Raw genomic sequence first — 12890 nt, forward strand, 5'->3', positions numbered from 1 at the left:
GAGATTAAGACCTGTAAGCTAGACTGGCCAAATGTTTTAATACTGGAGAGGTCTAGTTATAGCGATCGCTTTTTTCTCTCTGTTTCCAGTATAAGAAAATTCCTCACTCTACGATCGGTGCGCGATCGCTTTTCTCTCCTCTGACCGACGATCGCGAATCGTCGAGAGGGCTTACAATAACCGAGAAGTGGTTTATCGAGGCGTAACGATTAATGAATCGGCAATTGTGGAAACTCCAATTACTCAAGAATCCGGCGGTTTTGGGTATGGCTTTGACTCTCGCATCAACGTCAGCCGCGATCGCGATCGAACCGGAAATCGGACAAGATCCTGATAAACTCGAGATTGAACTGTACGATGAAACCTTAAAAAATAACGAAAAAGTAATTGTAAAACTTGCCGATTCCACCCCGTCAGAAGTCTTGACAAATGAGCTTTTTTCTGAAAGCGATCGCGATGAGAAAATCGATTTAACTGCATTAGCAATAGAGGAAGTCTCTCACCCGCAAAATTGGGATAACGCCGATCGCTTACTCGTCAGCGAAAACGATAATATTGACACCACAAGCGAAGAAGTATTTGTAGAGGAGATTGCAGAAACTGAAACAGAAGAAACTTGGCCGGAATTTTTGACAGAAGCGGATATACTGCGATCGCCGAAACAAACAGAAGAAGTTACGGAAACTTGGCCGGAGTTTTTAACAGAAGCAGATTTAAGGCGCGATTCTCCGTTGGAGACGCTTCGCGATCGCAACAATGCAAAGATAAACGATGAAGTTATCGAAAATAAAGCTAAAATTACCAAAAATATTGTCACGATTCCTTCTCCTGAAACCGCGATCGCATCTGTTGAGGAATTAGTGCAGGAGAATAGAATAGAAACTGAACTCGACACCCCCGCAGCATTAACCTCTTTTACCGAACCATCCAACCTTCTCGATCGCATCAATCAATATAGCAGGGAACCCATAGGACAAGGCAGTTTTGGAGCCTCACAATTTCGGGATGTTTCCCCCGGTGATTGGGCGTTTCAAGCGCTTGATGACTTGGTGCGACGCTATGATTGTCTCAAGGGTTATCCCAATGGCACCTATCGCGGAAATCGCACCCTAACTCGTTATGAATTTGCGGCGGGTTTAAATGCTTGCATTCAACAAGTCGAACGCCTGATCGCCGCTTCTACCGTAGATTTTGTCACTCGCCAAGATTTAGAAGCGATTCAGCGTCTCGTACAGGAATTTGAAACAGAATTGGCAACCCTCAGCACGCGAGTTGATAACCTAGAAAGTCGCGTTGCTTTCCTCGAAGCGCATCAGTTTTCTACCACCACGAAACTATCGGGAGAGGCGATCTTTGCTTTAACCGATAACTTTGACGGTGGCAGTTCGGTGACGAATAATATTCTCACTGTAGTCAGCGAGACTGCTTTTGGCAATCGGGTTCGTTTGGCGTTAAATACCAGCTTTACCGGGCGCGATCGCTTGGTAACGCGCTTGCGGGCAGGAAATTTGCAGGCTTATCGTAGCGGTTCTCTCAGTTTTCTCAACAATACCAGTTCTTTTGCGGCCACCCAAACCTTTAACGTTCCCGACAGCGAGTCGAGTAATGATGTCCTTGTGGATTGGTTGGGGTACTATTTTCAATCCGGCAATTCTCAGGCTTATGTGGCGGCGACGGGAGGAAAATGGAGCGATATTGCCCCCACGTTAAATCCCTATTTTGAGGACTTTGACGGGGGTAATGGTTCCCTCTCCACATTCGGCCAGCGCAACCCCATTTTCCGCATTGGCGGCGGGTCTGGGGCGGCGTTAAGTTTTGGCTTTACCCCCATTGAAAACCTCCTCGGACCCAGTACAATCACTTTGGGATATTTTGCGGGGAGTAATGCCGCAACACCCGGGGCGGGTTCTGGGTTATTTAATGGGGATTATGCCGCGATGGGGCGTTTAAATGTCAATGTCAGCGATCGCCTTGCGGTGGGACTCACCTACATTCACGGCTATCACGCGGGAGGCAGTCCTATCTATGCAGAAGGGCGATCGCGGACGGGGGGACTCAGTGCATTAGTGGGTAGTTATGCGGCCAATAATCCTTGGGTGTTATTAGATAATAATGATGGCGGTATCCCCATGGCAACAAATTCTTACGGGGGAGAAATATCTCTGCGAATCACCGATGGTCTGATCGTCAATGGGGCGATGACCTATACCAATGCTGTTTTACTCGAGCGAGGTAATGCAGATATCTGGTCTTATTCTTTAGGAATTGCTTTACCAGATTTCTTTAAGGAAGGGGATGTCTGGGCGTTATATGCCGGGATGCAGCCAACAATGAAAGGCATTCGGGCAAGCGGTTTAGTGCGCGATCGCGGCCGCACGGATCCGATCTGGCATTTAGAAGGATTCTATCGCTTTCCCATCACGGACAATATTTCCATTACTCCGGGTGCCGTAGTCGTGTTTAATCCCAATCAGAATTTTAGCGATCACGATGATGTCATTGGGACGGTGCGCGTAACTTTTTCTTTCTAGGCGATCCCTTAAAATCCGCGTATTCAGAGAATTTCCCGCGAGATCGATTGCAGAGAATCAGCCTCGCGGGAATTCAATCTCTTGACACTGTGTAAAAACAACACTATACTTGGTGTAGAAGTTACACGAAAAGGAAATGCACCCATGATGCAAACCATTACTCAACTTCCCCTTCCTTCCTTCTTCGACTCCAAAACCGTCGGCGAAGTCTGGCGAGTCCCCTATCAAGATCGCGCCGCACAAGCGAAAGATTGGGGGAAACGCTGGCATATTCAACCCGCAGCCAAAGATAAAACCCGTATTTGTTTGATGGCGATCGACGTGCAGAATACCTTTTGTATTCCTAACTTTGAACTATTTGTCGGGGGGCGATCGGGAACCGGTGCGATCGATGATAATCGCCGTTTATGCGAGTTTATCTATCATAATTTAGGAACTATTACGGAAATTGCACCCACGATGGATACCCATACCACTATGCAAATTTTCCATCCTTTCTTTTGGGTAAATGATGCAGGAGAACATCCCATTCCAGCCGCCACAAGCATCACCTTAAATGATGTCCAGAAAGGGGTTTGGAAGGTTAATCCTGCTGTTGCTTACAGTCTGGTTAATGGGAATTATTTAGCCTTGCAACACCATGCCTTTCACTACGTCCAAAAATTAGACGATGATGGCAAATATCCGCTCACGATTTGGCCGTATCATTCTATGTTAGGTGGCATTGGTCATGCGTTAGTTTCAGCAGTTGAAGAAGCCTTATTTGTCCATAATATTGCCCGCAATAGTCAGACGCGATTTGAAATTAAAGGCGGCAATCCTTTAACGGAAAATTATTCTGTGTTGCGTCCCGAAGTCTTAGAAAGTGCTGACGGTCGCCCCATTGCTCAGAAAAATGCTCGCTTTATCCAAAAATTATTGGACTTTGATGCCGTGATTATTGCCGGACAAGCCAAGAGTCATTGTGTGGCTTGGACGATTGACGATCTACTCACAGAAATTCAAGCAAAAGACCCAGATTTGGCCCAGAAAGTTTACTTATTAGAAGACTGTACTTCTCCAGTTGTCGTACCGGGAATTGTTGATTTTACCGACCAAGCCGATGCGGCATTCGATCGCTTTGCTAAAGCCGGAATGCACTTGGTTAAATCCACCGATGCAATAGAAACTTGGCCGGGATTGAGTTTGTAAAATTGCTAAAATGTACTATACTGTAAGAAAGTTGGAGATTTTCCCATGATCCAAGCACTTCCTAAACTCCTCAGCTTTGAAGAATTTCTGGATTGGTATCCAGAAAATGGAATTTACGAATTACATGAAGGAGTTATTGTTGAATTGCAACCTACAGGAACCCACGAAAAAATAGCAGGATTTCTGCAAATTGAATTTGGCATAGAAGTTCGTCGTTTAAAGCTACCACTTTTTATACCGAGTGGATGTTTTGTTAAGACCCCTAGTGCAAAATCGAGCTATAAACCTGATGTAATTGTTTTAGACGATACTGCTTTGAATGAAGAACAGCTCTGGGAAAAGCGTTCTACTGTTGCCAATGGCAAAACTGTTAAGCTATTGGTAGAAATAGCAAGTACCAATTGGCGGGATGACTATCTCAAAAAACTCCAAGATTATGAAGAAATGGGCATTCAAGAATATTGGATTGTAGACTATTTGGGATTGGCAGCGACTCGATATATTGGTTCTCCTAAAACGCCCACAATTTCGATCCATTTATTGGTAGATGGAGAATATCAAGTGAGTCAATTTCGAGACGAAGAAACGATCGCTTCCTCTGCATTTCCCGAACTTAAATTAACTGCAAACCAAATCTTTAATACGGCAAATTAATGCGATCGCAAACCCCATGAAAAAAGCTGTCATTTTTAGCGGTGCCGGACTCTCGGCAGAAAGTGGAATTCCCACCTTTCGTGGGAGTAATGGATTGTGGGATAATTATCGCATTGAAGATGTGGCTTCCCCGGAAGGATGGGCGAAAGATCCAGCATTGGTGTTAGAGTTTTATGGGCAGCGTTTTGAGCAAATGCAAAACTGCAAACCCAATGCTGCACATTATGCGATCGCGCAACTGCAAGAAAAATTTGACGTGCTTTGTATTACCCAAAATATCGATACTTTGCTCGAACAAGCAGGTGTGAAAAATGTTCTGCATTTACACGGAAAAATTAACTCTGAAAAGTGTGAATGGCATCTCTCTGTTTTTCCTAGAAATGCGGCTTGGAAATGCAATTATCGCAGCGAAATTACTCAAAGTATTAAACTTGGCGATCTTTGTCCTCAATGTGGCAAACAATTACGTCCCGATATCATTTGGTTTGGAGAAGCTGTCGATTTTCCTCACCAGATAATTCATCAAATTTTACCCGTAGTTGAACTCTTTATTGGGGTAGGAACATCAGCGCAAGTTTACCCAGCAGCGAGTTTATTGGATTATTTTCAGCAGGTATCACAAAAATACTTTATCGATCCCGATCCCCCCACTTCCCTACCGGAAAACTACACCCTTCTACAAGGAACAGCAGCAGAAAAAATGCCAGAGTTGGTTACATATTTAAATCAGCGTGAAGTCAACAAAGAACAGTAAAAAAAAGTTGGTTTCAGGCACGAAACCAACTAACAAAACTACAATCTTGACAACAAAATAAGGAGAACGATCGTGAGTCAAAATACACCCGATCTCAACAATCTTTTTCAATCCGCACAAGATGACGGATTGCTATCTAACGCATCCATGCAAGCATTGAATGTTCTGGATATCGGTGCAGAAATTCAAGCGGGTTTAGGAATCAATGTAGATGATGTGACGGCGAGTGAAGTCGTTCTCGTTACCATTATGCCAGACGATTCCGGCTCGATTCGCTTTGGCGGCAATTCCCAAGCGGTACGAGGGGGACATAATGCGGTATTAGATGCCCTCGGCACCACAAAACAACAGGATAGCATCCTCATTCATACTCGCTATCTCAATGGGTTTGTTCTGTATCCCTACTGTCCTCTCTCGCAAGCAGTGCGAATGAATCCTAAAAATTATAACCCCAATCAAGGTACCCCCCTCTACGATCAAACTGTGGTTTTGCTGGGAACAGTGCTGGCAAAAGCGCAGGAATTTGAGGATAATGGCGTTCCCGTGCGGACGATTACCCTCATTATTACCGATGGAGCCGACGAACATTCTCGGCGATCGCAAGCTAAGGATGTGAGTGCGATCGTCGAAGATATGTTACGAGCAGAAAATCACATAATTGCCGCGATGGGGATTGATGACGAACACACAGATTTTCGTCAGGTTTTTAAAAATATGGGCATTCGGGATGAGTGGATTTTAACCCCCGGTAAGAGCGAAACAGAGATTCGTCAAGCCTTCCAAGTCTTCTCTCAGTCGGCTGTACGGGCGAGTCAAGGGGCAGGGAGCTTTTCCCAGTCGTCTTTAGGCGGTTTTGGGGGTTAATTTGTCTTCTTGGGCTTTTCTCGGCAATTCCCTGTTATTGTAGGGAATCGGTACATTATTTTAGCGATCGCATCCCATGCTCAGAGCCGGAATTGTCGGATTGCCCAATGTCGGCAAATCTACCCTATTTAACGCCCTCGTCGCCAATGCTAAGGCAGATGCGGCGAATTTTCCCTTTTGTACCATTGAACCCAATGTGGGGGTGGTTGCGGTACCTGACGAACGCTTGGGGGTGTTGGCGAAACTCTCCAAGTCCAAACAGATTGTACCTACCCGCATTGAATTTGTTGATATTGCTGGGTTGGTGAAAGGGGCGAGTAAAGGCGAAGGGTTGGGAAATCAATTTTTAGCCAATATTCGCGAAGTTGATGCGATCGTCCATGTCGTGCGTTGTTTTGATAGTGAAGATATCATTCACGTTGCGGGTTCTGTGGATCCAGTGCGAGATATTGAAACGATCGATTTAGAATTAGCTTTAGCAGATTTATCTCAGGTTGAAAAGCGGATCGATCGCGTGCGAAAACAAGCACGAACCAATAAAGATGCACAAGAAGAATTGACGGTTTTAGAACGGCTGCAAACTGCCCTCGATGCTGGCAAAATGGCGCGTCAAATTGAGCTAACGGAAGAAGAACTCGAACCCATTAAACAGTTAGGTTTGTTGACGCTAAAACCGATTATCTATGCGACGAATGTTTCCGAGGATGACCTTGCCACGGGGAATGATTGGGTCAAAGAAGTTGAGAAAGTCGCAGCTAAAGAAAACGCCAAAGTAGTTATTGTTTCGGCACAAGTTGAATCAGAATTGGTTGAGTTATCCGAAGAAGAAAGTAAGGATTTTTTGGAGGCTTTAGGCGTAGAAGAAGGTGGCTTAAAATCTTTAATTCGAGCCACTTACGCTCTATTAGGATTGCGGACATATTTAACCACAGGAGAACAAGAAACTCGTGCTTGGACGATTATTGCGGGGATGACAGCACCGCAAGCAGCCGGAGTCATTCATACGGATTTTGAACGGGGTTTCATTCGGGCTGAAACGGTGACTTATAAAGATCTCGTGACTTTAGGTTCTATGAATGCAGCTAAAGAAAAGGGTTTAGTTCGCAGTGAAGGAAAAGAATATATTGTTAAGGAAGGGGATGTTTTGTTATTCCGCTTTAATGTTTAGTTTTATTGCGATCGCTTGCTAAAATAACCCAGTCATGAAAATCATCGAGAAGTAGGTAATGCGATCGCTTGACTAATATCAAAGAAACCACATTGAGGAGAATGGTGATGAGACAAGCATCTATCAAAGCAATAACCTTAGAGGAGTTTCTCAAACTTCCTGAAACTCAACCCTCTAGCGAATATATTAATAGTCAAATTCTGCGAAAACCGATGCCGCAAGGGAAACATAGTAAAATTCAAGCTAAATTGGTGACAACAATTAATCTATTAGTAGAAGAACCAGAAATCGCTCAAGCCTTTCCTGAATTAAGATGTGTTTTTGGGGGACGTGCGATCGTTCCAGATGTAACGGTTTTTGCATGGGATAAAATACCTGTCGATGACAATGATGAGATTGCTAATATTTTCAATGATGTACCAGATTTAATCATAGAAATTCTTTCTCCAGATCAAAGCCAAACGAAGGTGACAGGAAAAATTTTACACGCTCTTGATTATGGTAGTCAAATGGGTTGGTTGATCGATCCTTCTGCACGTTCGATTTTAATTTATCCTCCAAAACAGCAACCCAAATTATTAGATGAAGAGGAGCAAATATTACCTGTTCCCGATCTAGTCAAAGATTTAAAATTAACTTTGGGAGATGTGTTGGGATGGTTGAAAAAATCAAAGAAAAAGTAAGATAAAACTTAATTTATTTCTTGATAAGCAGAATAAACGCCTTTAACATTATACCAATTGAGGAAAATGCGAGCAACTTCTAAAGCTAATTGAGGTTTGCCGCGATCGATCAACCATTGTAAAAAAGGTGCTAATGTTTTTTCATTCAGCAATCCTCCTAAAGAAAGAATTCCCCATAAAAGACGATGAATCCACGTCATTTGAATCATCATCCTGACTTCCCACGTGGGATGTTTTTGATAGAATAAGACCCCCATGCGTCCGCGCTGAATTTCTTTCTCGATCAGATTGGGAATTTGTTTTAAACTAAAAGCAGGATGCCAATGATATCCCACTGCTTCCGGGCATTTCAGCAGCTTTAAATCGAGTTTTTTTAAGCGTACTCCTAATTCTAAGTCTTCCCAACCGTAGAGTTGAAAGCCAGTGTCAAATAACCCAGCTTGTAGTAGCCATTTTTTCGCGATCGCAACATTTCCCGTCGCGAAATAAGCGGCAGAAAAATCGGTGATTTTATAAGATTCTGAAGTCGGATTTTCAAAGTTACAGGTATTAATCACCCAACCATAGGTAAAAACGCGATCGCTATTATATTCTCGTTGTCCTTGTAATAAGCGATCGCAATGAGCCTGTAAAAAATTCTCTGTTACGACCAGATCGCTATCGATAAAAATAATTGTATCGCCTCGGGCGCATTCTACTCCTAAATTGCGGGCGGCTGCCGGTCCTTGATGGTCTTGGGAATGCGTGATAACATGAGGAAATTCTTGTTTTTGTGTTGCCAACCAATCTAAAGTCCCATCAGTTGAACCATCATCAACAACCACAATTTCATAATCTTCAATAGCATGATGAGGCATTAGGTTTTGAGATTCCAATGCTTGTAAACATTTCTCTAAAATCAGTTTGCGATTGTAGGTGGGAATAACAATACTAAAAAACATAATTTATTATGGGTTATGGGTTATTAGTTATTGGTTACTCATTTTTCTTTCCCAATAACCAATATGTTACCATTCCTCCTTTACCTTTTATTTCGACTAGCCCTCTTTTTTCCAAAAGATAGCAATCTTTGAGTTTATTATAAACAATTTCGGTGACTTGAATTTTGCCCGGTTCTCCGGTAGACTCCATACGAGAAGCAACATTAACGGTATCCCCCCAAAGATCGTAAGAAAATTTACTCGTTCCCAATACACCTGCAACCACCGAACCGACATGAATGCCAATACGAATTTGAAATTGGCGATCGTTTTTTTCCTCCAACTCCGTTAAGGATAATTGAAAGTTTTGAATGATTTCTTGCATGGCTAAAGCCGCATCTGCGATCGCTTCGATATGATCTTCTCGCTGTACGGGAATTCCACCGGCTAACATATACGCATCTCCTACGGTTTTGATTTTCTCGACTCCCCATTTTAAAGCTAATTTATCGAAAGCCGAAAAAATTTGATTGAGAAAACTGACCAATTCTAAAGGTTTGACAAGGGTAGAAAGTTGGGTAAATCCGACAATATCGGCAAATAAAATCGTTGCTTCGTCAAATTGTTCAGCAATAGATTCCGGTGCCTGTTTGAGTCGTTTGGCAATCTTTTGCGGGAGAATATTTAAAAGTAAATTCTCAGATTTTTGTTTTTCGACACGCAAGGCTTTCACCGCAGCTTGACGTTGCGCTTCAATTTGATCCGCCGCGATCGCTTTTCCCAAACTCTGCGCTATTAATTCAATAATCTCTTTTTCTTGTGCCTCAAATTTTTGCAAGCGAATTTCCTGTGCGGCAAAATTCAGCGTTCCATAAATTTCTCCATTGACCCATATTGGCGTACCGAGATAGGATTGTAAATTTGACACTTTATAACAAGGATGCTCGGCTAATTCAGGAATTTCAGCAACATTATCATAAGCAATCGTCCCTCGGTTTTTAATTGTTGCCAAACAATAAGTATCTTGTAAAGTAAATTCTGTACCTTGTGCGAGAAAATCCCAAGGCGATCGCACGGCTTGAATCATATAAATATTGCCCTCAATGCGACTGATAATTCCAGTCGGAAACCCGAGGATTTTACATCCTGTCGCTAAGTAATCGTCAAATCGCGTTGTAAAATCTTGATAGTCTGTTGTATCCAAACGATGCAATGCTTTGAGATTATTGCTAAAGGCTTCTAAGACTTCCGATTTGCGAGCAATTTCTTGTTTGGCATCTTTCAGGGCAATATGGTTCTGTACGCGAATGAGGACTTCTTCTAAATGAAAAGGTTTGGTAATATAATCTACTCCGCCAACTTGAAAGGCTTTGACTTTATCTAAAACATCATCTAAAGCACTTAAAAAAATCACAGGAATATCTCGTGTTCTTTCATCTGTTTTCAAATTTCGACAAACTTCATAACCGTTCATTTGCGGCATATTAATATCTAATAAAACTAGATCGGGAGGTTTAGCTTGTGCGGCTTTAATAGCCATTTTTCCATTCATAACGCTACGCACTTTATATCCTTTTCCACTTAGCATCGTAGATAGCAAGCGGAGATTGGCTGGCGTATCGTCAACAATCAATAAATTACTTTGTTTGTTTGCAGTTTGCTTCATTATTTATTCCTCTTGATGTTTTTTGTTTGAGGAAGAGAAACCAGAAGTTTGAATTTGAGGGTAATTTTATTGTCGGTTGCATCCTTCATCACTAACAATAAATTCTGATGAAAGTTTAAAGATGATGCGATCGCCAAAGGGACGCTCGACCGAACAAGTCACAGATGATTTTATTATTGATTTCTTTAACAAGATAGCTCAATCCGGCAACTCTGCAAAATTTCTGTAATTTTTATGTTCTGTCTTCAATCTTGAATCTTTGCGATCGGTTATCTGGTACACTGATAATAGCGATCGCAGTCTAAGATAAGGCTCATGATGAACGTATTTTTCTTACTAATTTTATTGCTCGTGCCGCTTGCGATCTTCTTATTTTTCTATTTTTGGTTAAAACGCCAGCGACATTCTACAAGACAACGAGGCGGGTTTGCTGGTACTCGTCCGGCGATCGATCTCAAGGATCTTAAGAGAGTACAAAGAGATAATCCTATCTCCTCTCAAAACAAAAAACTTATCCGAATTCTCAATGGAGATGAAGCGGCGGCACGACGTTTAATTGAGTCTGAAAAAGCTCGCCATCCCGGACGCTCGGAAAATTGGTATTGGGAAAAAGTCATTTATAATTTAGAACGAGATCGATAATTTAGAATGAGATCGATAATTTAGAATGAGATCGGAGTTTTTAAACTCGGTGAGATTCATAAAATCGCCAACGATCGCAGCCGGATTAAAATGTCGGTGGCGAAAAATTCTGATGAATTAAATGCGAGGGCGCATGCCATAGTTGCGATAGTACCAATAATCTTTGAGAATTTGTTCGTGGTCGAAACAGAGATTATTAGGGATTTCCCATTGCGGGAAAATAGCTAAATTCTTGGCATCATCTGCAGCTTTCGGTTCTCCTGTTGCCGTGGCTAAAAAAACAATACTGAGGGTATGTTTGCGAGGGTCGCGATCGGGATGAGAATAAACATAAAATTGTTCGATTAGTTCTACATCTAAACTAATTTCTTCTTTTGCTTCTCGGATGGCTGCCGTTTCTACAGTTTCTCCATAGTCTACAAATCCTCCCGGAATTGCCCAACCATAGGGAGGATTTTGTCGTTCGATGAGAACGATCGGGCGATCGCTGCGATCGCTTAACTCGATAATGATATCAACAGTCGGGATGGGATTGCGATACGTCATGGGAAATTTTCAAGAAAAAGAGTTTTTGTTATCAATTCTGAGGAATTAAATTTAAGAATTTGAGAGAATTCGCTATCATAAGAAGGTGTTGCGATTGCCAAGACTGATAGAGATTGCTCTCTTTCAATCCTCAATCTCAACACCCGAATCCCGATCGTAATGTTATTGGCAACAATCGTCAATCCTACTGGCAAAAGGAAAAATTATTTGGATTCGGTTCTTGTTGAATTCAAAGAATTATATGACTCATCAATCTGCTGCGAACTCTGTTGTTTTCAAGGCTTCTACCCAGATAGAAACCCCAGAACAAGAAGATTTTAATCCCTTTCCTCCCGATCGCCCCACTCGTTTAACTGTCATTGGTGCAGGGGCTTGGGGAACGGCTCTCGCGAATATCTCGGAACGCAGCGATCACCGCGTGCGGCTGTGGTCGCGACATAGTTCGGAATCTTTGGCCGAGGCGATCGCGGGGGCGAAAGTCATTCTCAGTGCAGTCTCCATGAAAGGGGTGCGATCGGTGGTCGAACAGTTGCAATCCTTAGACATTCCCGATGATACGATCTTCGTCACTGCCACCAAAGGGTTAGATCCCTTAACCACCTATACCCCATCGCAAATTTGGCAAGAGGCGTTTCCCTCTCATCCCGTCGTCGTTTTATCGGGACCCAATCTTTCCAAAGAAATTATGCAGGAATTACCGGCAGCCACCGTCGTCGCCAGTCAAAACGAACAAGCCGCAGAGATCGTGCAAGAATTATTTGCCTGCGATAGTTTTCGGGTTTACGTCAATACCGACCCCATCGGTACCGAGTTGGGAGGAACCTTAAAGAATGTCATGGCGATCGCGGCAGGAGTTTGCGATGGCTTAAAGTTAGGAACAAATGCAAAAGCGGGTTTGTTGACTCGAGCGCTACCAGAAATGATTCGCGTGGGAACTCACTTGGGTGCTGACTCGGAAACGTTTTTCGGTCTCTCGGGTTTGGGAGATTTACTGGCGACTTGCGATAGTCCCCTGTCGCGGAATTATCAGGTCGGCTACGGTCTCGCTAAAGGTCAAACCCTCGAGGAAATTTTAGAGAATTTGGTCGGGACGGCGGAGGGGGTCAATACAGCCAATGTTCTCGTCAAACTGGCCGATCGCGAAGCCATTCCCGTTCCCATCTCCCGTCAAGTCCATCGTCTTCTCCGGGGTCGCATCACCCCCCCAGAAGCCGTCCAAGCCTTGATGGAACGAGAATTAAAAGCAGAATTCTGCGATTTAGACCTATAAC

13 protein-coding genes are annotated in these 12890 nt (G+C 43.1%); 9 read left to right on the forward strand and 4 right to left on the reverse strand.

Annotation, left to right across the window (positions count from 1 at the left end; genetic code table 11):
* Positions 1–212: 212 nt before the first annotated feature.
* From AC6RV6_RS13340 to ychF, 6 genes are all read left to right on the forward strand, one after another.
* Positions 213–2531, forward strand: a complete 2319-nt coding sequence (locus tag AC6RV6_RS13340) for an iron uptake porin (RefSeq protein WP_500241345.1) — start codon at positions 213–215, stop codon at positions 2529–2531.
* A 147-nt stretch (positions 2532–2678) separates the two neighbouring features.
* Positions 2679–3722 carry an isochorismatase gene (locus tag AC6RV6_RS13345; RefSeq protein WP_500241431.1) on the forward strand — a complete coding sequence of 348 codons (1044 nt, stop codon included), beginning with the start codon at positions 2679–2681 and terminating at the stop codon, positions 3720–3722.
* Between the two features lie 45 nt (positions 3723–3767).
* Positions 3768–4376, forward strand: a complete 609-nt coding sequence (locus tag AC6RV6_RS13350) for a Uma2 family endonuclease (RefSeq protein ID WP_500241346.1) — start codon at positions 3768–3770, stop codon at positions 4374–4376.
* 16 nt (positions 4377–4392) lie between these two features.
* The gene (locus AC6RV6_RS13355; protein ID WP_500241347.1) at positions 4393–5130 is read left to right on the forward strand and encodes a Sir2 family NAD-dependent protein deacetylase; all 738 of its coding nucleotides are present in this window, start codon (positions 4393–4395) and stop codon (positions 5128–5130) included.
* A gap of 72 nt (positions 5131–5202) precedes the next feature.
* Positions 5203–5994: a hypothetical protein gene (locus AC6RV6_RS13360; protein WP_500241348.1), complete on the forward strand. Its 792-nt coding sequence runs from the start codon at positions 5203–5205 to the stop codon at positions 5992–5994.
* A gap of 76 nt (positions 5995–6070) precedes the next feature.
* Entirely contained in the window at positions 6071–7162 is a 1092-nt protein-coding gene (gene ychF / locus AC6RV6_RS13365; RefSeq protein WP_500241349.1) for a redox-regulated ATPase YchF, read from the forward strand.
* Here ychF and AC6RV6_RS13370 read toward each other — a convergent pair.
* Positions 7152–7289: a hypothetical protein gene (locus tag AC6RV6_RS13370; protein WP_500241350.1), complete on the reverse strand. Its 138-nt coding sequence runs from the start codon at positions 7287–7289 to the stop codon at positions 7152–7154. The genes ychF and AC6RV6_RS13370 overlap by 11 nt on opposite strands.
* Here AC6RV6_RS13370 and AC6RV6_RS13375 point away from each other — a divergent pair.
* Entirely contained in the window at positions 7270–7845 is a 576-nt protein-coding gene (locus AC6RV6_RS13375) for a Uma2 family endonuclease (RefSeq protein ID WP_500241351.1), read from the forward strand. The two genes, AC6RV6_RS13370 and AC6RV6_RS13375, sit on opposite strands and share 20 nt — an antisense overlap.
* Positions 7846–7853: 8 nt before the next feature.
* Here AC6RV6_RS13375 and AC6RV6_RS13380 read toward each other — a convergent pair whose 3' ends face one another.
* Together AC6RV6_RS13380 and AC6RV6_RS13385 are read right to left on the reverse strand one after the other, a co-directional pair.
* Positions 7854–8786 carry a glycosyltransferase family 2 protein gene (locus tag AC6RV6_RS13380; RefSeq protein ID WP_500241352.1) on the reverse strand — a complete coding sequence of 311 codons (933 nt, stop codon included), beginning with the start codon at positions 8784–8786 and terminating at the stop codon, positions 7854–7856.
* A 34-nt stretch (positions 8787–8820) separates the two neighbouring features.
* Positions 8821–10431, reverse strand: a complete 1611-nt coding sequence (locus AC6RV6_RS13385) for an adenylate/guanylate cyclase domain-containing protein (protein ID WP_500241353.1) — start codon at positions 10429–10431, stop codon at positions 8821–8823.
* A gap of 315 nt (positions 10432–10746) precedes the next feature.
* On the opposite strand from AC6RV6_RS13385, the gene AC6RV6_RS13390 reads away from it, so the two are divergent.
* Positions 10747–11073: a hypothetical protein gene (locus AC6RV6_RS13390; RefSeq protein ID WP_500241354.1), complete on the forward strand. Its 327-nt coding sequence runs from the start codon at positions 10747–10749 to the stop codon at positions 11071–11073.
* Positions 11074–11190: 117 nt separating this feature from the next.
* Here AC6RV6_RS13390 and AC6RV6_RS13395 read toward each other — a convergent pair whose 3' ends face one another.
* Positions 11191–11619: an NUDIX domain-containing protein gene (locus AC6RV6_RS13395; protein WP_500241355.1), complete on the reverse strand. Its 429-nt coding sequence runs from the start codon at positions 11617–11619 to the stop codon at positions 11191–11193.
* 241 nt (positions 11620–11860) lie between these two features.
* On the opposite strand from AC6RV6_RS13395, the gene AC6RV6_RS13400 reads away from it, so the two are divergent.
* Positions 11861–12889, forward strand: coding sequence for an NAD(P)H-dependent glycerol-3-phosphate dehydrogenase (locus AC6RV6_RS13400; protein ID WP_500241356.1), 1029 nt, complete (start codon positions 11861–11863; stop codon positions 12887–12889).
* Position 12890 lies beyond the last annotated feature (1 nt).

The organism is Spirulina sp. LEGE 11439 (genome assembly GCF_059821285.1).

Coding starts and splice junctions, on each gene's coding strand:
- ychF (WP_500241349.1), top strand. CDS start 6,071: ATGCTCAGAGCCGGAATTGTCGGATTGCCCAATGTCGGCAAATCTACC.
- AC6RV6_RS13395 (WP_500241355.1), bottom strand. CDS start 11,619: ATGACGTATCGCAATCCCATCCCGACTGTTGATATCATTATCGAGTTA.
- AC6RV6_RS13400 (WP_500241356.1), top strand. CDS start 11,861: ATGACTCATCAATCTGCTGCGAACTCTGTTGTTTTCAAGGCTTCTACC.
- AC6RV6_RS13385 (WP_500241353.1), bottom strand. CDS start 10,431: ATGAAGCAAACTGCAAACAAACAAAGTAATTTATTGATTGTTGACGAT.
- AC6RV6_RS13355 (WP_500241347.1), top strand. CDS start 4,393: ATGAAAAAAGCTGTCATTTTTAGCGGTGCCGGACTCTCGGCAGAAAGT.
- AC6RV6_RS13380 (WP_500241352.1), bottom strand. CDS start 8,786: ATGTTTTTTAGTATTGTTATTCCCACCTACAATCGCAAACTGATTTTA.
- AC6RV6_RS13350 (WP_500241346.1), top strand. CDS start 3,768: ATGATCCAAGCACTTCCTAAACTCCTCAGCTTTGAAGAATTTCTGGAT.
- AC6RV6_RS13340 (WP_500241345.1), top strand. CDS start 213: ATGAATCGGCAATTGTGGAAACTCCAATTACTCAAGAATCCGGCGGTT.
- AC6RV6_RS13390 (WP_500241354.1), top strand. CDS start 10,747: ATGATGAACGTATTTTTCTTACTAATTTTATTGCTCGTGCCGCTTGCG.
- AC6RV6_RS13375 (WP_500241351.1), top strand. CDS start 7,270: ATGAGACAAGCATCTATCAAAGCAATAACCTTAGAGGAGTTTCTCAAA.
- AC6RV6_RS13345 (WP_500241431.1), top strand. CDS start 2,679: ATGCAAACCATTACTCAACTTCCCCTTCCTTCCTTCTTCGACTCCAAA.